The 21,112-nt window shown below is 56.5% G+C and carries 12 protein-coding genes; 7 read left to right on the forward strand and 5 right to left on the reverse strand.

Annotation, left to right across the window (positions count from 1 at the left end; all coding sequences use genetic code 11):
* The 4 genes from WD012_RS05225 to WD012_RS05240 all read left to right on the forward strand — a co-directional run.
* Positions 1-901: Ig-like domain-containing protein (locus tag WD012_RS05225; RefSeq protein ID WP_339562726.1), on the forward strand; the 901-nt coding region annotated here is incomplete at its 5' end.
* Positions 902-1,055: 154 nt separating this feature from the next.
* On the forward strand, positions 1,056-3,566 hold the full coding sequence (locus WD012_RS05230; protein ID WP_339562727.1) for a lectin like domain-containing protein: 2,511 nt from the start codon (positions 1,056-1,058) through the stop codon (positions 3,564-3,566).
* A gap of 732 nt (positions 3,567-4,298) precedes the next feature.
* The gene (locus WD012_RS05235) at positions 4,299-5,696 is read left to right on the forward strand and encodes an amidohydrolase family protein (RefSeq protein WP_339562728.1); all 1,398 of its coding nucleotides are present in this window, start codon (positions 4,299-4,301) and stop codon (positions 5,694-5,696) included.
* Positions 5,697-5,782: 86 nt separating this feature from the next.
* Positions 5,783-7,330, forward strand: coding sequence for a uracil-xanthine permease family protein (locus tag WD012_RS05240; RefSeq protein ID WP_339562729.1), 1,548 nt, complete (start codon positions 5,783-5,785; stop codon positions 7,328-7,330).
* A gap of 345 nt (positions 7,331-7,675) precedes the next feature.
* Here the strand turns inward: WD012_RS05240 and WD012_RS05245 are convergent, their stop codons facing one another.
* Together WD012_RS05245 and WD012_RS05250 are read right to left on the reverse strand one after the other, a co-directional pair.
* Positions 7,676-8,425, reverse strand: a complete 750-nt coding sequence (locus WD012_RS05245) for a hypothetical protein (RefSeq protein ID WP_300745792.1) — start codon at positions 8,423-8,425, stop codon at positions 7,676-7,678.
* Positions 8,426-8,428: 3 nt separating this feature from the next.
* Positions 8,429-8,641: a hypothetical protein gene (locus tag WD012_RS05250; protein ID WP_300745791.1), complete on the reverse strand. Its 213-nt coding sequence runs from the start codon at positions 8,639-8,641 to the stop codon at positions 8,429-8,431.
* Positions 8,642-10,030: 1,389 nt separating this feature from the next.
* Between WD012_RS05250 and bsh the strand changes: the two genes are divergently transcribed.
* Positions 10,031-10,981, forward strand: coding sequence for a choloylglycine hydrolase (gene bsh, locus WD012_RS05255; protein ID WP_339562730.1), 951 nt, complete (start codon positions 10,031-10,033; stop codon positions 10,979-10,981).
* A 238-nt stretch (positions 10,982-11,219) separates the two neighbouring features.
* Here bsh and WD012_RS05260 read toward each other — a convergent pair whose 3' ends face one another.
* From WD012_RS05260 to rfbB, 3 genes are all read right to left on the reverse strand, one after another.
* Entirely contained in the window at positions 11,220-11,894 is a 675-nt protein-coding gene (locus WD012_RS05260; protein WP_339562731.1) for an NUDIX hydrolase, read from the reverse strand.
* A complete protein-coding gene (locus WD012_RS05265; protein ID WP_339562732.1) occupies positions 11,891-13,669 on the reverse strand; it encodes a hypothetical protein in 1,779 nt (592 codons plus the stop codon). Before WD012_RS05265 ends, WD012_RS05260 begins: the two co-directional genes overlap by 4 nt.
* A gap of 75 nt (positions 13,670-13,744) precedes the next feature.
* Entirely contained in the window at positions 13,745-14,767 is a 1,023-nt protein-coding gene (gene rfbB / locus WD012_RS05270) for a dTDP-glucose 4,6-dehydratase (RefSeq protein ID WP_339562733.1), read from the reverse strand.
* Positions 14,768-14,927: 160 nt separating this feature from the next.
* On the opposite strand from rfbB, the gene WD012_RS05275 reads away from it, so the two are divergent.
* Together WD012_RS05275 and WD012_RS05280 are read left to right on the forward strand one after the other, a co-directional pair.
* Positions 14,928-18,116 carry an S-layer homology domain-containing protein gene (locus WD012_RS05275; RefSeq protein WP_339562734.1) on the forward strand — a complete coding sequence of 1,063 codons (3,189 nt, stop codon included), beginning with the start codon at positions 14,928-14,930 and terminating at the stop codon, positions 18,114-18,116.
* 259 nt (positions 18,117-18,375) lie between these two features.
* On the forward strand, positions 18,376-21,112 hold a 2,737-nt coding region (locus tag WD012_RS05280), incomplete at its 3' end, for an InlB B-repeat-containing protein (RefSeq protein WP_339562735.1).

Genomic DNA, 21,112 nt, shown 5'->3' on the forward strand with positions numbered 1-21,112 from the left:
GCAGGTCCTGTCCGCATCCGCTGGCGTCCCCGTCACCTCCGTTGCGATTTCCGGTTCCGGTGTGTCCAATGGCAAGCTGTCGCTCGCCAAGGGCAAGTCGGTGCAGTTGTCGGCTGCGGTGAGCCCGTCGAACGCAACGAGCAAGACGGTCACGTGGAGTTCGTCTGACGCGTCGGTCGCTTCGGTGACCGGTACGGGTTATGTGTCTGCCGTGAAGGCGGGTACCGCGAAAATCACGGCTGCCGCAGGCGGCAAGAGCGCCACCGTCACCGTCACCGTGACGGCACCGTCCACCAGCGGGCTGAACCTCGTCGGTCTCGACGGCGACAGCACTACGCTGAGCTGGCAGTACAGCCGCCAGATCACCGCCCGCGAAGCGGACGGCAGCGATTTCGCGTCTGTCTCCTGGACCCTGTCCGATACGACCGCGTTCCAGTTCACAACCTGGGGTGGCGGCGACCTTGGTAGCGCCACCTTCGACAAGACTGTGACCGGTCGCACCATCGTCATCGAGCCGAAGTATGACAAGGGAACCGCCACGCTGACCGTGAAGGCGACCCGTGCGGACGGCACCGTGCTCACCGCGCAGAAGACCCTGGTCAACGATGGTGGAGACTCCCCGGATCCGGCGACCTCCCTCAGCTTGTCTGGTAGCGGTCTGTCCGGCAGCGGTGAAACCTATACGCTGACCATGAACGCCGGAACCTCCACGCAGCTGACGACCAGCGTCGCCCCTGCTAAGGCCAACCAGCATGTCATCTGGTACACGCTTGCCGGTGACGACACGTCGGTGGCGACCATCGATGCTGACGGCACAGTGTACGCGCATAAGGCTGGCACCATGAGGTACAGGGCCTACACGCCGTCGCGTTCGGTACTGGTCACCATCACGGTGAAGTAACCGCGACACGACCAATGACATCATACGGAACCCTCGTATGATGCCCCCGAGGGGCGGCCCACAACAGGGTCGCCCCTCCTTTCACCCCTTCTATTACCCCATACAATCCCGATTCCCAAGGCAACGACGTCCGGACCATACCAGAGAAACCAACATGACACGCAAACACGCACACCCCACCCTGCTCGCTACTGGGCTCGCCGCACTCCTGTCCGCAGCCCTCATCACAGTAGTGCCCGGCTACGCTGCGCAATCCGGCGCAACCGCATCACCGGCCAGCGCCGAACAGACCGCAGCCAAACAACTTGCCGAACAGCTGAGCGAAGCATACTCGCGTGTGAACATCGTGCGTAACGGGGATGTCGTCACCCTCAACAATCCCGATCGGAGCCAAGACACCGGCACGTCAACACGCCAGCGCCGACGTATGGCGCCGCGCGTCTCGCTGCCAGGCCAATACCAGGCGCCAGTCACCAGCGTCAAAGACCAAGGCGGCTACCCCATCTGCTGGGCGTTCGGGGCGACCTCAGCCGTCGAATCGAACGTGCTGCGCAAAGCCCAAGACAGCGCGCAGCCGAACGGCAACAGCGCCGGCAGCGCCACCGTCCTTTCTACTGGCCGCATCTCGCCGAACGTGTCCTCCACGCTGCCTGACTACTCCGAAGCGAACCTCGTCTATTCGGTATTCAACACGTACACCGGGAAAAACGACGCGTTCTCCCTCAACTTTGGCGGGGTCGGCAGCGTGTACACGAAATACCACGGGTACGATAACGGCGGCAACTGGGGAGAAACCGCGGCGACCCTCGCCGGATGGTATGGCGAAACCGACGAAGCCCTCAACCCATACCAGACCACATTCAGCGTCGCCAACGCCGACACCATGTACCGGCGCGGCGCCAGCACCAGCGGACAATCCCAGCTGCACATCTCGGACGTTGAACAGCTGCCGTCACCCTACAGCGTCGACTCATCCTGGCAAACCATCCCAGACGCGAACAAACGCAACACCATCAAACAAGCCATCTATAATGCGGGCGCGTTGGAGGCGAGCCTGTACATTCAGCAGGGCGGGAAAGGTCAGGTTTCCTCAAACGTGCGCAACGCCCGAGTCATTTCGACCTCTGACGGCACAGCAACCGTCAACGCGACCAACGACCAAAGCAAGCACACCAACCAGTTCGCCATCCACGCCAGCTCATTCGGCGGCGCAAGCAACCACATGGTCGCCCTCGCCGGATGGGATGATACTTACAGCAGGTTCAACTTCATGGTGCCATTGCTTGACGGCAACGGCAACACGCGTGAATACGACTCCACTGTCGCCGAAGTCGTAAAAGTGACCTACACGACCGACGTGGATAATACCGTGACCCAGGACTACATCGTGCCCAAGGAAGACGGCGCATGGCTGCTGAAAAACCAGTGGGGAACATACCCCGGCGACCAAGGATTCCACTGGCTGTCCTACATGGACACCACACTGGACGACGTCGTCAGGTACCGGACGGAAGACGCTGACGTGAGCACCGCAGCCGGCAACACCGTACACGAGTACGACACCATCGACCAGTACGACGGCACCACCGCGCAAGCCATTTCATCCAACTCCGAACCCATGCCGGAAGCGAACATCTTCACTGCCAGCCACGCGCAGCATATCAAGGCGGTCGGGTTGTGGACCATGATGGACAACACCGAGGCGACCATCGACGTGTATGTGGATGGCGACGGCAAGATGCCGACCAGCGGCACCAAAGTCGTCGACGGACAAGTCGCCGACCTTGCCTACACCGGCTATCACACCGTAAGACTCGACAAGGCGGTCGGGCTTGCCAAAGGCCAGCGGTATGCGGTCGTGGTGACGCTCAAGCAGACCAGCGGCAAGGCTGCGAGCAACGGCACGCCCTACTACTATCTCGTGGAAGGCGGCAGCAAGGGAGCCTACAACGTGACCTCCAACGCGGGCGAGAGCTACGTGTACTACTACGGGTCGTGGGTCGATTCCACTGAGCTGCGCACCTACCTGACATCCAATTACACGAGCGGCAACGTGCTTGTCAAAGCGATCGGCACGAGGGATATCGACGTCGAATCCGTGGATTTGAGCGGACGGGGCGCAGGGTCGCACCTGAGCATGCAGCTCGGCAGCACGTTCCCGGTTGATGCTGCGATCACGCCGACGAACGCGACCGACAAGACACTCACCTGGCGGTCAAGCGACCCGGCCGTGGCATCCGTGGACGGCGAGGGCCGCGTGACCGCCCTGCACGCCGGGAATACGACCATTACCGCGCGGGCGGCGAGCGGGGTCGAAGGGCGTCTGGATGTCACTGTCGTGTATATTCCCGTACAGAAGGTGGCGATCGGGCGGAACGATTCGGGTGGATCTGGCAGTTCCGGGGCTGGTGGTTCCGGTGGTATTGCCGGTGCTTCCGGTTCCGCAGTGGCCGACTCGCTGAGCCTTGGCGACTCCGTTGCATTGCAAGCCACGGTGACCCCGGCGGATGCCACGTATCTCAATGGCATCGTATGGGGGAGCACCGACCCCAAGGTGGTGCGGGTCGACCAGAACGGCGTCGTCACCGCCGTTGGCTGCGGCAGCGCGACTGTCACCGCGATTGCCGGGCACGTCGGTGCGCTATACCGGGTGACTGTGAAGTAAACGCAGATGGTGTTGCCCGGCAGAGCGGACGGTTGCGACGCAGAGGTGGAGAAGCGGACTGGATCGGTTTTCGGTTCTTGTTTTCGGTTTGGTCCGCGTATTCAGTCGGGTTGCCGGGTTGCAAGCGGTGCTTGTTGTCCGGGCGCATGCGGATTGTTGGTATTCCGCGGTTTTACGGTGGAGATGTGGTTGGTGGATTGTTGCTGGCCGGTACGTGCTCGGACTAGTTCCGATTTCGTCGTGTGTTATCCGATTCGGTGTCGGGATGTTCGGTAGCCCGTCGGAATTCCGCTTGTTGGGCCGATCCCCTGAGGCCAGTTAATAACACCGTTCTGATTGAACGATGAAACTGTCCAGAACAGCGATGGCGCCCGACAAGTCAATATGAACCAGACCGACCCGATGCAGACATAGGAAAAATGGTCTTTCCACAAGGATCCATCCTCGCGCTGATGCGCGCGGGCTGAATGACGTCTCGCTCTTGAACTCCCGCACCACTCCAAACCCTCTGTTTCCACAATGTGTCCGCGATACATGCGCTCGTAACACAATCCGCCAACCGCGTTAACCGGCTGGCCCGTATGGTTGGAGTCACGAGTTTTCTTCGTTTTCCTTGATACCAAAACGCAGGCGGCGAGGCCTCAGCCTCGTTGGGACGAATCCGCAAACGATGCATCGCCCCGAATGCCCCTGCTTGGGAAGTTCGCAAGGCGTGCAAGGAAAGTGGGAACCATGAATCAATCTACCAATCAAACCGAAGAAACTGAAGAATCAGTAGACCTTCTGATCTGTCATGCGACAGTCTGCGCCATGGATGCGTCGCGCCGGGTCATTCACAACGGTTATGTCGTCGTGGACGATGGCGTGATTGTTCAAATCGGAGAAGGCGCCGCTCCTGCAGACATTGAAGCGAAACAAACCATTGATGCCACCGGCCAGGTTCTGCTTCCCGGCTTCATTGACACGCATACGCATATTTTCCAGTCGTTCCTCAAAGGTCTGGGTGCCGACCATCGGCTGATTGAATGGCTGAATCGGTCCGCACTGCCGTATGGAGCACTGATGACACCGTATCAGCATCGTCTTGCGGCGCAGCTGACCTGCATGGAAGCGCTGAAAAGCGGGTGCACCACCTTGTGTGAATTCTTCTACACCGATCAGGATCCACAGCTGGCCGACGGTTGTATCGCGGGAATGGAAGACACCGGTATCAGAAGCGTGTTCATCCGCACATTCCAGGACACCGGGGAAGATTACGGGATGCCGGCGTGCATGGTCGAATCCGCTGAGCAAGCCATGGACGAAGTTTCCAGGCTGCGCAAGGATTATGCGGACCGTGGTGATATGCTCTCCATCTGGACCGGTCCGGACGTCACCTGGTCCACGACACGCGAGGGATACCGCACGATGCTGGATTATTGCCTGTCGGAAAACGTGCGTTACGCCATGCATATCGATGAGACCGAGGTTGACAACGCCATGTGTCGTGAACGCTACGGGCAGGACATTGTCCCGATGCTTGATGACATGGGATTCCTCACAGACAAGATGCTCGGGGTACATTGTGTGAATCTCACGGATGATGAGATCCGGCGCTTTGCTGACCACGGTGTGTCGATCAGCTATAATCCAGTGTCCAACATGTACCTCGGGTCCGGGGCTGCGCCAATCCGCGAATGCCTCGATGCGGGCGTGAACGTGTCAGTCGGCACTGACGGGGCAGCAAGCAACAATACGACCAATTATCTGGAAAGCCTCAAATTTGCGGCGCTCATTCAGAAGGGCTTCAGCAGGGATGCCGCGAGGATCACGGCCGAGCAGACCGTCGCCATGGCGACCAACGGCGGGGCGAAGGCCATCGGTATGGAGGACAGGCTCGGCAGCATCGAAGTCGGCAAGCGTGCGGACCTGGTGCTGTTCGAACCCCGACATCTTACGTCTATCCCGATGCACGACCCATACGCGACCCTCGTCTATTCCGCGACCCCGGAAAATATAGCCGCGACCATCGTCAACGGCAACGTGGTGTACCGCAATGGAAGCTTCGCGTGCGGTCTCGACGAGCGTGACCTGGCGTCGTCAATCGAAACAGAACTGGACAAATTGCGTCGACAGCTAGCAGACAACTGAATGCTGTCAATTGCACATAGAAATTAGTAATTCTACCAAATATCTACCAAAGATCACACCTTCCATCATCGTTCAGGAGCATCATCATGACTCAACAACACAGCCAGCATCTCATTGCTGGGGTAAACGACAAGATTCCAGTAGGAAAATCACTGATTCTTGGTCTCCAGCATGTACTGTCAATGGACCTCTACATCATGCCGCTGATTCTCGGCGGCGCGATCGGATTGAAGGGTGGTGACCTTTCGTTCCTCCTGCAAATGAGTTTCTTCGCATGCGGTATCGCGACCCTGCTACAAAGCGGCCTGTTCATGAAATACCCGATAGTCCAAGGCCCCTCGTACGTGCCGCTCGCCGCGCTATGCGCAATTGGAGCCACCATGGGCATACCCACCATGATCGGCAGCCTGTTGCCCGGGGCGATCGTCATCATGCTGCTCGGCGTGACGAAAGTATTCTCGAAATTCATCCGCAAGGCGATTCCGCCGTTCATCGGCGGCATCATCATCCTCATAGTCGGGCTGACCCTCGTGCCGACCGCGGTGACAGGAGTGTTCAGCACAAGCGGGAACTTCACGGTGAATGCGGTCAGCGGATGCGTAACGTTCGCTGTGCTGCTCGTGTGCATGATCGCCCAGTACCGCATGCGCAACAGCCGGGTACTGCACATGTTCTCCGTCATCATCGCATTGGCTGCCGGCACGCTGGCGGCGTGGATTATGGGAGGAACGGATTTCAGCGCTGTGGGACAGGCTTCATGGTTTTCCCTTCCGCAGGTCTTCCACTTCGGTGCCCCGCAGTTCAATCTTCAAGCTTGCCTGCTGATGACGGTCGTGTACCTGTTCGTGCTGCTCGACACGACTGGAACATGGTTCACCGTGCAGGCGATTACTGGCGAACCGATGGAAGATGAGCGCATAGACCGGGGAACCATTGGTGAAGGGCTCGGATGCCTGGTCGGGGCGTTGTTCGGCGGGACCCCGATGACCGGCTACTCCTCAAACGCCGGGCTGATTGCCATCACCAAGGTGGCATCCCGTCGGGTCGTCATCGCGGGCGGTGCCATCCTCGTGTGCCTTGGATTCTGCCCGAAACTCATGGCCGTCATCACCTCGCTGCCGACCCCGGTGATCAACGGTGTATTCGCCATGGTGTGCATGACCCTGATTTCAAACGGCGTGAAAATGGTGAAAGACACCGTAATGGATGACCGGGCGACGATGATACTCGGCGTGTCGGTGATGAGCGGCGTGAGCACCATGATCCTGCCTGGCTCGGTGATTCAAATGGCGCCGCAGTTCATTCAGTATTTCCTGTCGTCCGGCATCGCGGTCGGGGGAACGGTCGCGATTGCCTTGCAGCTGTTGCTCCCGAAGACGCGGGGGAGTGAGACTGCGCGGGTGCGGGGAACTGATGTTGCGGGCGATAGTGAAGCTAGCAGTGCGGTCGGTGAGAATGAGTCGCAGCCCGGATCCGGGGCCGGGACCGGTGATGGCGGTGGTGCCGCCGGTGGTGGCGCTGCTGGTTCCGTCGGTCCCGCCGGTTCGGTTCGTGTTGCAGATACTGGTGGTGTCGGTCCTGTCGGTGCCGGTGAAGTTGCTGGTGCTGTTCGGATTGTCAACGCACAATGCTGATTGTGCAACCCTCCGTACACGCAACTTTCCGAACATATAACTCTACGTACGCGCAAATCGAAGCGATGTGCCGTGCTGCGGCGCTGCACATATCCTGTGGGCGCAGGTTGCGCAAGCGATGCGCTTCGCAGGGGCAGGTGGTATCAGCTGACACTCGAAAATCCGCCATCCAAACTGGTTACGCTGAGCCCGTTTTCAGTGTAACCAGTTTGGATGGGGTGAGTTGAGGGAAGAGATAATGAAGGAATAATCGTATTTTCGTGCGAAGCGCAGAAGTTTGTTGGCGGTTGACAAACTGGACTCGCATGAATAATGAATACCAGTGTAGGCTTAGAAGAGCGAATATCAATAGCGGATGAGCATGCTATCTCGATCAGACCGATTGGGTCGATTTGGCCGTTGTTTTAAATCGTATCCGTCCTCAATCAGCGTGTCGTACGCCAAATCAGGAAATTCGTGGACAATCGCCCTGATTTGCGCAGTACGATATTCTTCTCTGCTTTGGTCGAGAGACGTTTTCCACTGAGGTTGGGTGTCAATATGAAACTCGTATATTGCCATCTCAAGTACATCCTCGAGCCCGGGACGAAGACGATCACCGCCGACAGGAAAATGCAAAGATGAAAATGTGGGGAAAAGGCCTTTGTCCAGATATTGTTTTCTTCTGTTTTTCGAGCGTTTGCCGTTAACACATGAAAGCATGATTCGGGTCGCTGCATCATTGGAGCCATGAATATTGATATGTGCAGCTGGGATGTCAGATTGTGGAGATCTGACATAGTCGTAATGACACAGGGGAGCATGCCCAGAATCAGCCGCAAGAAGGATATCTGATTTGTCAACTTGAAGCATTGACCGGGGTGTTTTGCAAGAGCACAGGAAGGAATATCGCAGCCTGAGAATTTCATCTCCGTCACAGGTGAGTGGGATACCTGAGTTGTCTCGTTGTTGTATGAGATAAACGGTTTTTCCTTGTTTGCGGTATTTGCCTTGAGGTGTTGCAGTAAAAGCGTCGTTGCAAGCGGGAAGTACGTTCTGGAGGAGATTTTCTAAACGTTGTGCGAATTGTCTGGCCTGTTCACCCTCGGCTGACATGCATCATCCCTTCTCGAGATAGTCAAGGCCTTCAATTTGTTGCAGCGCGAGATATTCCTCGAATGATAAGGCGCCCATGGCTTGTTTCCTGCGAAGGGTTGCTGCGGAGCCATATTGCCGTTCGATGTTCCGGCGGCGCTCGCTGATCTGCTTGTCTGTCAGCATGATTGGATCGGCGATTCGATGCGGCTCGGCCAGTGCTGTTGGTGAATCCATGGGTTCCTCCCTTCGTGGTGTTTGTGGCGTTGATAAATCAAGTGTATGTGATGGTGACGTCAAATGATAGTGCGCCGAATGCTGTGTGCTGCAGCGGACAATGTCCTGATGCTTGGCGGTTGAGTGAGGACTGATTTCGGTGTTGCCGTGTTATTTCGGGTTTGGTCCGTGGACTCAGACCGTTGTGCGGCAAATGCGCCGGTGGTTGGTATCTGGGGTGCTGGTGGGTAGTTGGGATTCTAAGGGTTTTCGGTGTGGCCGGTGGCGATGGATGCGTGTTGGTCGGCGCTCGTGTGGACCGAATCGGTTTTATGCTCCCGTTCTCTGGTTTGGTCCGTTGTTTGGATGTTTCATGCGGATGACCGTACGGTGGTTGATTGTCTCTGCGCGTGCGGGTTGTTGGAATTTAGCGGTTTTGTGGTATCGCAGGGATTGATGGACCGGTGTCGGCCGGTGCCGGTGTGGACTGGTTCCGATTTCGGTGTGTGTTCTCCGATCCGGTCTACGGGTACGGGTGGTTGTGTGGTTGGCGGGCTGGTGGTTGGTGCTGGTCCTGTCGGCGGGTCGTTGGAATTCCGCTGATCTCCGGTGTGGTGGGTGGCTGGTGTCTGCGTGTTGGTCGGTGCCGGTGTGGACTGGATTGGTTTTCGGCGTTCGTTCTCTGGTTTGGTCCGTGGTTTGGGTGTTTCATGCGGGTGATCGGGCGATGGTTGATTGTCGTAGTGTGCGTGATTCATTGGAATCAAGTGGTTTTTGGTGTTGCCGTGGCGGATGGACCGGTGCCAGCCAGTGCTCGCGTGGACTGGTTCCGATTCCATCCTGTGATCTCCGATTTGGTCTCGGTACACGACTCGCCCTGTCGCCTCATCGCCTTGTCATCATGTCATTACGCCATTACTTAATTACGTCATCGCGCCATCGCGTCATCACATCATCACCTCGACTCCTCATCTCGTCGCATCACTGACCGGTCAGCCCGCCAACCAGTCAGCCCGCCAGCCAGGCGCTCGCCGGTCTCATTCCGCTCTCCGTCACCAGACCCCCTATTCACCCCATCAACCCCACCCCCAATCCTAAAAATAACCTGAAAATCTTCTACCGTTTTCGTAAATGCAAGACGTGCGCTCCCAAGGCGAACCCCTATGCCATTCCCGCATGATATCAAGGAAAACAACTGATGAACACACCCCCAAACCTCCATATCCTCGCAATCCGGAAACGCTATGCTCGATAGTGAAAACAACAACGCGGGTGATCGGAATCGCCGCACGCCGGAACGCCGCAACGCCAGAACACCGGAACGCCGGTGCATCAGACAATCCGACGGCGAGACCAGAACCGAACAATCCGCAGGCCCCCACGAGGGGCGTTATGGAAGGAGCAGGTGACATGTGCACTGGTGTTCGCTTTGCAGATGAAGACGGGAACATGTATTTCGGCCGCAATCTTGACTGGTCGTTCTCGTACGGCGAGAAGATTGTGGTGACGCCGCGCGGCTACCAGGCGCCGGTCGCGTATAATGCGACGGTCTCCAACCCGAAGCCGGTCATGGGCGTCGGCATCATCGTCGAAGGCATGCCGATGTACTTCGACTGCGCGAATGACGAGGGCCTGGCGGTCGCCGGCCTGAACTTCCCGGGGTATGCCCAGTATGCAGACGCTCCGGTGGACGGCACGGTCAACGTCGCCGCCTATGAGCTGCCGTTCTGGATCGCTCGCAGCTTCTCCACCGTTGACGAGGTCGAGGAAGCCCTGAAGAACGTGACCGTCGTGGGCAAGCAGGTCAACGAGCAGTATCCGGTCTCGTTCCTGCACTGGATCGTCGGCGACGGCAAGCGCAGCATCGTGATCGAAGCCATGGCCGACGGCATCCACGTGCACCACGATGGCGTCGACGTGCTCGCCAACCAGCCGACCTTCGACTGGCACACCGAAAACCTGCGCAACTACCTGAGCATGGATCCGCGCGTCCCCGAGCCGGTCAAGTGGGGCACCCAGGAACTCAGCGCGTGGGGCTCCGGCTCCGGCATGCGCGGCATTCCGGGCGACTACAGCTCGCCGTCGCGTTTCGTGCGCGCCGCCTACACGAACGCCCACTACCCGGCGCAGAAGACCGAGGAGTCGAACGTCTCCCGCCTGTTCCACACGCTGGATTCCGCGGCGATGGTGGACGGCTGCGCGCTCATGAGCAACGGCCAGTACGAGAAGACGATCTACACGAGCGGCTTCTCCGCCAAGACCAACACCTACTACAAGAACACATACGAGGATCCGGCCATCAAGAGCTACCACATGGCCGACTTCGACCTTGAGGGTGCGCAGCTGCAGACTGCCGAGTGAGTTGGGTGGCTGGCAGGTGGCTGCTTGACTGAACAGCTGGAATGGCTGATGCGGGGCGCTGGGCGCACGCGGGATGACCCGTGGGTTGCCTAGCGCCCCGCATTGTTTTTTCAGGTGTGCGAACTGCGGGGCCGCCCGGCGTTGCCAAACGGAGCCGTTGCAGTCGGGGCCATATCGTTGACTGTCGTACCAAGCATTTGAATCCTTCGTTCGCTGCGCAATGCTGTTGTCGGTATGGCTATCTACGTTGCGTAGAGCTCTCTCGACACTCGTGAATTGCCCAACAAGCGAGCGTGATGCCATCGGTGATTTCACCGTTTGCAATCATGGCGCGTAATGTGTTGGCGTCGACCCAGTGTGCGTTCCTTAGCTCCCAGTCGGTGCCACCTGTACGATTCTTTGCCGATCGACTAGCGATATCGGTGTCGGCCACTGCGATTTCAGCGACTGCGATTGAGTCGCGGAGTACCCCGGTGTCTGCGTGGATAAGTTGCACAACTTTCACGCATTCAAGCGGCACGCTGATCCCCGTTTCTTCCTTCAATTCGCGCTGTGCGGTTTCCTCTGCGGACTCATGTTCCTCGCCCATGCCGCGTGGAAACTCCCACCCCCAAGCATGCGTGGAAACGCGCCAATGTCTGGCAATCAGGTAGCGCGCCGCGACGGATCCGTCAACTGTTGTTGATTCTAGCCGTACGATGCACGCGGCCCCGGTTCGTCCGCCGCTTACCTCGGTGGTGTGCATGCGGAATGTTTCGCCTGTTTCACGCACTGTGGCTTGACATTCGAACACGGTGTAATCCGCAGCGAAATAATCTCGGTATACGACATGTTCATCACTGACGATCAGCGGCGGAACCCCGTCCTCGACCGGGGCAACAACATCGTCGTTGTTGTTGTCTGTCCGCATCATCTTCCTTCCTCTTCAGATGACGGTGTGGTTTCGAAGTCAGGCCGATCCATATAAATAACGGTTTTTGCGCCCTTATGTACGCCGCGTTCCCAATTTATAATCTCAATGAAATTTGGAATCATTGATACGAACCATGAAACAAGAACGACAATCCATATTTGATTTGATTGGAAATTTCCAAACCAAACATTGTCACACATTGCGGCAATGATTGACAGCACTGCAGCGAACATGAAACTTTTCCAAATAGTTAGCCCTTCCTGTCTGCGGTCCTGCTCCTTGTCTGCTTCATATACAGAGTAGGCCATGTCTTTGGTGCGAGCTTTCAGTTTATGGATGCTGACGCTGGCATCGCATTTGCGCCATTGGTTGATTACCGTCCGAGTCTGGTAGCAAAATAGCCCGAATGCGCTCGCAGACATATTCCCAAGGACACTGGTTACATGCTCGTCAAGTACCAATGCGCCTACGCGATGCGTTTTGCTTGTGGATGCTATGGTCGATTTACTTAGGTGGTCTCCGTCGCGAGTTCGATGGTCTGACTGGGTGATTGGTGTATGCGTGACAATCTGCTCATAAGAATTCCTTGGAGCATTCACAGCGATAAGTACGGCATCGAGATGGAAAGCTAATGTCCGCTGATACATGAACTGATACCAGTCTCGCAGAATGTTGCGCAAATTATTGGTGCATATATCTCGTTCGTTGCAAGCTTCATCGATACGGTTGAACGCTGTTGTGCGTTTGATTATCGGCTTTTTCCTGTCGTTGTCTCCGATAATGTCCTTCACGGCTTGTTGATAGTTTTCTGCTTGGTCACTGACTGCGGAATTCTTGCTGGCTCGTGTGATGATCGAGTTGATGATCGGCACGCTGCTCTTTGCGATCTCACGGAAGATGGTCTCGAAATCTTGGCTCCACGCCTCTTTGGGTTGCACATTATCCGTGGACGGATGCTTCCCAAGTATCGGCTTGTAAAAGTCAGGATTCTCTTGGTTTTCATAACCGACGCGCCCAGCGGCAATCGCATTCGACCATTCTTTCCAACGCTGAGCAAGAAATCCGAAATTATCGTTTGATTGAACCAGAACGTCGTTCAAAGCTGTATGCCCCTGAAGCGACCAGTATTGCTCATATGCCCAGATAACCACGTCAATGATGCCGCGAGCGCCTTGGCACGCGGCATCTACACGACTGGTAAGCTCATTGTAGAACGAATCATTCAAAGACACGGCATCATCATCGGTGATGGTAAGACCCATTGAGCTGAGCTCCAATGGACGAACTGTATATCTCGTATCCTTGCACTCAGGCTTAATCTCGTTAATCCGCCGTAATGTAAAAAGTCGTAGACAATGTTCGAATGTATTGCCGCGACCGGAAAAAATAAGTGACGGTGGATCGGCAAGTGACTTGCCCAAGATCTCGTTGATTGCCTGCGGTCCAAGTGCGAGGAAGAAAATACCGTCAAACAATTCTGCATCGGTGAGCAGGATCTGCGGACAATATAAGAACGACGTGCGAAGAATTCCCGCGAACCGTTCAACTAATCTTGGGTTGTTATGAACGATTGATGTGCAGCTCCAGAATGACGGTGTGTCATTCCACAACAATGCTGGATTGCTCGTGTCAACGCGACCGTGCAGTGTCTCGTCCCATAGCTTGCGTTGCATCACGGAATCAAGGTTCTCGATAAGGACTCTGCCGCTGGATGCGCCAACAGTGTGATTATCAATATTATGGTGTGATGGATAGTTTTGCGTCTTTCCAGGCATGTGCATATGCGCCCTTTCCGCGATGGAACAATCGGCAATCTGACTTCAGTTTAGTGTGTGGAACGGGTGTACAGCTCACTGCCCCTGGCGCCTGTAGCGCTCCTCCGTCGCCGCCTTGGTCTTCTCCCACCACTCCGGGTTGTTCGCATACCAGTCGATCGTCGCCTTCAGGCCGGATTCGAAATCCGTATGCACGGGCTGCCAGCCCAGCTCGGTCCGGAGCTTGGTCGAATCGATCGCATACCGCCGGTCATGGCCCGGGCGGTCCTTGACATGGTCGAAAGCGTCCTCCGGCCGGCCCATCAACCGCAGGATCAACCGCAGCACGTCGATGTTGTTCTTCTCGCCGTCCGCGCCGATCAGATACGTCTCGCCGACACGGCCACGGGTCAGGATCGTCCACACGGCCGAGGAATGGTCCTCCGTATGGATCCAGTCACGAACGTTCAGGCCCGCGCCGTACAGCTTCGGGCGCACACCCGTGAGGATGTTGGTGATCTGCCGCGGGATGAACTTCTCCACATGCTGGTACGGGCCGTAGTTGTTGGAGCAGTTCGAGATGGTGGTGCGCAGGCCGTAGGTGCGTGTCCACGCGCGCACGAGCATGTCGGAGCTCGCCTTGGTGGACGAATACGGGCTGGACGGGTGGTACGGAGTCTCCTCGGTGAACTTGTGCGGGTCGTCGAGCGCCAAGTCCCCGTACACCTCGTCCGTGCTGATGTGATGATAACGGATGCCGTACCTGCGCACCGCCTCCAGCAGACGATACGTGCCCACCACGTTCGTACGCACGAACGGCTCCGGGTCGGCGATCGAATTATCATTATGCGACTCAGCCGCATAATGCACGATTGCATCATGCCCCGGCACGATCTTGTCGAGCAGCCCGGCGTCGCAGATGTCGCCGTGGACGAAGTCCATGCGGTCCGACGGGATGCCCTTCAGGTTATCCAGGTTACCCGCATACGTCAACGCATCCAACACCGTCACATGCGTCTCCGGATGGTTATCTACAACATAATGCACGAAATTCGAACCAATAAAACCGGCGCCACCGGTCACGATGATGGAGCGTGGGATGAAGGGGTTGTTGGGCATGGGGCAAGAATACCGCAGGCCGCACCCGCAAATAATGAAAAACATCGTCGACATCGTCGGCACTGGCCCATGTGACACGCTGTGACAGCTGACGAAGAATGTCAAACGTTCCAACCGTCGCAGCAGCCTTCTCTATACAAAATCACGCGTAACATTAGGAATGTCTGAGCAAAAAGCCGGGCGAGAAGACAACGACTGGAGGCCGAAGGCCACAGGAGAGGGAGTACCGCGGCTGACCATCGATGCTGCCGTTGGCATCGTTGATTACGCCCATATCACGCCTCAGGAAGGAGAAGTCATCATGGGGCAATCGGGGAATAGCCGGTATGGAGGGCTTCAATCAACCCCTCTTGCTGCAATAATCACTGCGATAATATGCACAGTTTCAATGATTGCGGGATCGCTGATTACTGCATCGCCAGCATGGGCAGAGCAAGACGGTGACGCCCGCATCGAGATTGACGACGACAAATCAGTGGGACAATGGAATATCTCGCAAGAAGGGCAGACCGTCAATATCGCAGTAGGACAAGCGGTCTCGTTGCACCTGTGGAATTTCAACGGCACCGGTATCGAAGCGAAATTCAACACGGTAAGTTGGTACATCAACGGTAAATACATTGAACTATGCGACAGCTACGACGATAACGGGAACTGCAAAACAAACAATAACCGAGACATCGACACCGGCGACGCGCTCGCCATCGACATGTCCAACAGGTTTGTAGGTCTCCGAGAAGGCGCCGCAACCGTGAAAGCCATTGCCCACAGCGGTGGTGAAGTGGAAACCGCCACCGCCCACTTCATTGTGCATAAGCCGAAACTGAAAATCGTGCGCACGCAGGATTCCAAGGTACTCGCTCCGTCTGATGTCACTGAGCTGACTGGCGGAGAAGATACCAAACTGAACTATTACGTGACTTTCGACGGTGATGGAACCACGGCGCAGAACAAGCGTTACAGTTATGAGTTCACCACTTCGTTGTGGAATAACCAGCGTTCCTATTCCGAAACCGTCACGGGAAGTGATGGCAAGACAACGAAGATCACGCACACCGCTCCCGGTTGGACGGTTTCGAACCCCAACGCCATTGATTTCAACGGTAATTGGGACCAGAAGAACACGAACGTGCTGATCCGTACGCTTACTGCGGGAGACTCCAAGGTTTCGCTCGGATGCTTCTTCATCATGAACCGCAAGATTGCCAGCGAATCGAATGGCAAAACCTCCTACAGTACAGTTCAACAATTGTATGGAGACATCAATAGTTCAACGAATATCAGAGTTATTTCGCCCACTATCTCAGTTGACTATGGGTCGACCAGCAGCCCGATTGTCGTAGACGAAGGTGGCATTGTGGACCTGTCCGTCGGTGAGATTCTGCAACTGAACTATGACATTTCACCGCTGCATACGGATTACGCGACCGAGCACCGCGCACACTGGGATTCCAGCAACAAACAGGTCGCAACAATCGATTCTGATTCCAACCGCAAGCTTACCGCTATCGATACCGGTACAACCACTGTCACTGTCGCGACGGGCGGTATGACATTCCCGTTCAGCGTAACAGTGTCGGAACCCAAATTGTCGTTGACCTATCAAGGCAAGCTTCCAGAACCTCATGACGTCACTGGCAAAGTCATGGAATTAACAGTCGGCGAGACATCGAAGCTAACACTCGCCTTCGCACAGCGGCATGACTATGCGTCGCTGAACTCCATGACATGGAAATCCTCAAACACCAGTGTTGCAACGGTTACCGGAACATCATCGGTGACTAGCTCCGAAAACAGTCCGAGCACAACCGTGTCGGCGAAACAACCCGGTACCGTCATTATCACCGGCAAACTCGCCGGCAGGACCGTAACCACAACAGTACGTGTGGTTGCCGCCAAGCTGAACATTCTGCGTGACCATGGGCTTTCTACGCCAACATCCGACGATAATGGGAAGACCTATGTCACGAATGGCAATCTTGAAGCCACTTCGGGTGAACGGTTCCGTCTTTATACTGAGATTTCCCCATTGCATGATTATGCGAGCCTTTCCAGCAGTGCCGGGAACACACGTTGGAGCGAGGATTCTCACGGTAAGATTATTACCCTGCCGGCGAGCGGATCATCAATCAATGTGGATGCGCTAAGTACCAATGGCAGCAAATCGGCTTTGGCGACAATCACGGCAAAGGTCGGCAACCAGAAGGCGACTGTCAAAATCACCGTGGTCCGTCCTCAACTTTCGATAACCAATAAAGTCGACAACAAGGACAACAACGTTACCGGGCAGACTTTGTCTCTTGAACGTAATCAGCAGATTCGTTTGAACTCGTTGATTTCCAACCGTCACGCAGACTATGCCCAGCTGCGGTCGAACATCGTTGAATGGGCATCCGCGAATCCCGCGATTGCGTCCGTGGCCTCGAAGACGTCCGGGACCGTGACAGGAAAGTCGGAAGGCAACACGACTGTCAGCGTGGCTTCGGACGGGGTGGTCGCGAAAGTCAACATTGCGGTCAAAGCCGCAATCAAGTCAATCGCCACCCTATCAGACGTGACGACATATGCCTACAATCCGCCGGCGTTGCCTGTGACCGCCAAAGTAACCTGGGACAACGGGAAAGTCACCGACGAGAAAATCGTATGGGATGCTGTTCCAGCCGCGTCGTATCAGAAGACAGGATCCTTCACGGTGCGAGGCAAGGTCGGTTCACGGACGGTTAATGTTCGCGTGGTAGTCAAGCATCGATATACCTTCAACGATGTTACGAGTTCTACGCCCCATTCATCTGACATTACCTGGCTGGCCGATGTGAATATCACCACGGGATGGGATGAAGGGCACGGCAGGCGTACATTCCGCGGCATGGATACGGTTAAGCGTCAAGATATGGCTGCTTTCTTGCGACGCGAAGCAGTCCGTCGGGGCGTGTCGGATGCCGCGACCTGGACACCAACACAGGCTGACTGGAATCGGTTTACCGATGTAAATAGGAGCACGCCTCATGCACAGGACATTCTTTGGCTCGCTCACACAGGTATCACGTCCGGATATCCGGATGGCACGTTCCGCGGGGGTGACCCGGTCTATCGTCAAGATATGGCTGCTTTCCTGCGGCGTTTGGCCAAGAATATGCATGTTCAGGGGGCGGCGACTTGGTTGCCGATGCCATCCGACTGGAATCGGTTCAGTGATGTGACTCCAACGTCCCCCCATGCCCAAGATGTACTATGGCTGGCATCGCAGCAGGTTACGACCGGCTATCCTGACGGCACATTCGGCGGCATGATTCCCGTCTACCGGCAAGATATGGCCGCATTCATCCACCGTCTGGACAACCTTGCTTGACATTCGGCTTGGATAGGTACCGAGGGGCTTGCGAATGGTCTTCCAATCGCAAGCCCCTCTTTGTCTCATCACTCAGCAGGTGGGCACGCCCAGACATACAATGAAAACACATGAGAGTTGGGTGCCGCAATCGGCAAGGGAGAACACGACAATGAGAGAGAATCTGGGGCGTCGAATCGCCCGAATGCTACCTGCTGTGCTGGTGAGCGTCAGCATGCTGATATCTGCGACATTGCTGGCGGTTCCGCCGTCGGCTGCAATGGCAGGCGAGACCGGCGGGGCGAGTTCACGGCAAGTGCACTCCCGCAATATCTGGAAGAACGAGTACAGCCCGGAAGGCGGCGGAAACTGGGCGTACACCGTCGACAGTGCAATCGAGCACCGCAGCGATGGCGGCTATGACCGGATTGAATGGGCCAACAACGCACTGATCGTCGAACAGTACAGCAGTTCGTTCACCTATGTCAGCACCAAGACCATCGATGCGTCGACGTACACGCCTACTGGAGCCACCGAAGTGCTGTGGGGCGGGTATTTCAACGGTTCGAACTACCGGTTCGTCGTCACCGGGCAGAACAACCTGAACGAATCCGACAGCGTCGCTGTCGTGCGCGTGACCAAATACTCCAAGTCGTGGCAGTACCTCGGCAACACTGAATATTCCGGCATCAACACGTACATCCCGTTCGACGGCGGTTCGCTGCGCATGACCGAGGCAAACGGCGAGCTGTGGATCCGCACATGCCACAAGATGTACAACATCAAGGGTGTGCATCACCAGGCGAATATGACGTTTCGGATCAGAGAATCGGATTTGGCGAAACTTGGACAGGCAACGGCGATTCAAAACTATGACCACAGCGCGATGGGGTATGTATCGCACTCCTTCAACCAGTTCATCGTCGCGGCCGGCGGGAAGATCTACGGGGCAGATCATGGAGATGCGAACCCGCGGCAGATTACCGTCAAGGACATCACGCCAACGGCAGATGATTCTGTGTGGCGATCTGACGGGCAAATCCTCCCGATAATGACGTTCAAAGGAACAAATGGCGACAATTACACCGGAGCCACTTTTGACGGGCTTGAGTCCGCGGGCAACGGCAAATCATTGATTGCTGCCGGCACCCTTGCTGACCAGGATAAATCCTTCCCGGACTCTGGTTCCGAAACTCAGACAGGAGCCCGCAACGTGTGGGTGAGCGTCGTGCCGACTGATGGGTCGGCTGTCACGACCAAGACACTCACGTCGAACGCCTTCGACGGCAATCAGACCGCAACCGACCCCGTGCTCGTCAAGATTAGCGAGCAGCGGTTCCTCATCTTGTGGAGCAGCTACGACAAGAACGACGTGCAAACCGAGACGCACGGGGATGTCAGCTACGCGTTCATGGATGCTTCAGGCAACCTTACGAGCAAGGTGTACACAATGAAGGGCTCGCTGTCGGATTGCAAGCCGATTGTCGTCGGGAATCATGTCGTGTGGTATACCACTGGGCTGGCGAAGAAGACACGGTGGACGTTCAGCACGTCGGATGAGGAAACAGACAATATCAAGACGGAGTGCCAGAATCGTGCTCCTGTCTTCTACGACATCGATATCTCCACAGGAAACGCGACGTCGCATGATTCCGCGGTCGCATACACCGTCTATTTCGTAGGCAACGACGGCAAGGTATCCACTTCCCGAGAAAGCGTACCCATCAACACGAAGGCACCGGTCCCAGCCAACCCGACGCGTGATAACTATGATTTCACCGGCTGGTACACTGATCGCTACGATGGGACGAAGTATGATTTCAACACTCCTGTGACCGATAACGTCATCCTGTATGCGCAGTGGGAACCGCAGCAGCACACCATATATTTTGATGCCAACGGCGGGACGACATGCCAGTCCTCATATACACTCTCGTACGGGTCACATGCGTACAATTTCCCGGAGGCCACACGCCCGGGGTACACCTTCGAAGGATGGTATACGGCGCCGACAGGCGGCACCAAGATCGGTGAGGAGTACACCATGGGCTCTTCGGATGTCACCTTCTACGCGCATTGGAAAGCAAATACCTACACGGTCACCTTTGACGCGAATGGTGGCAGCACGCCGACAGCATCCAAGACAGTGACCGAAGGGCAGCCATATGGGGAGCTTCCTACTCCTACACGCACCGGATACACTTTCGCCGGTTGGTGGGAACAGGCATGGCAAGAGAACCATTGTAAATACCATGACGGCAAGAAAATCACGAGTTCAACGCCCTATGAGATTCCTCAGGACTCAACGCTTGTAGCAGACTGGAACATCAGCGCCTACACGGTGTCGTTCGATTCCGTCGGCGGGTCGTCGATTCCGTCGCAGACGGTCGAGTATGGTTCGAAGGCGGCTGCGCCGAAGGATCCCGTGAGGGCGGGGTATGTGTTCCAGGGTTGGTATACCGCGAGGAGCGGCGGTTCGAGGTATGATTTCAGCAAGCCGGTGACCGTCGGGCTGACGCTGTATGCGCGTTGGAAGGCGAACGTGTATACGTTGTCGTTCGATGCGAACGGCGGGTCGGTGTCGCCTGGGTCGAGGTCCGTGACGTATGGCAGTGCGTACGGGCAGCTTCCCACGCCTTCGAGAAAGGGCTACACCTTCCAGGGTTGGTATACCGCGAGGAGCGGCGGCTCCAAGATCGGCGCGAATACGGTGACTACGGGCAACGCAACGGTCTACGCGCATTGGACCGCCAACTCGTACAAGGTCACATTCGATGCGAACGGCGGTACTGCGCAGACGGCCAGCAAGACGGTCACGCAGGATCAGCCGTACGGAACGTTGCCCACCCCGGCGAGGGCCGGGCATACCTTCAGTGGCTGGTATACGGCGAAGAGCGGCGGTTCGAGGGTCACGGCATCGACCGTGTTCACCGCAGGTGCCGCGCAGACGCTCTTCGCGCGTTGGGATGCGGTGGTGTTCCGTGATGTGTCGTCGTCGACGCCGCATGCGTCGGATA

It is taken from the genome of Bifidobacterium thermophilum (genome assembly GCF_037482445.1).
GTDB classification, from domain to species: domain Bacteria; phylum Actinomycetota; class Actinomycetes; order Actinomycetales; family Bifidobacteriaceae; genus Bifidobacterium; species Bifidobacterium thermophilum_B.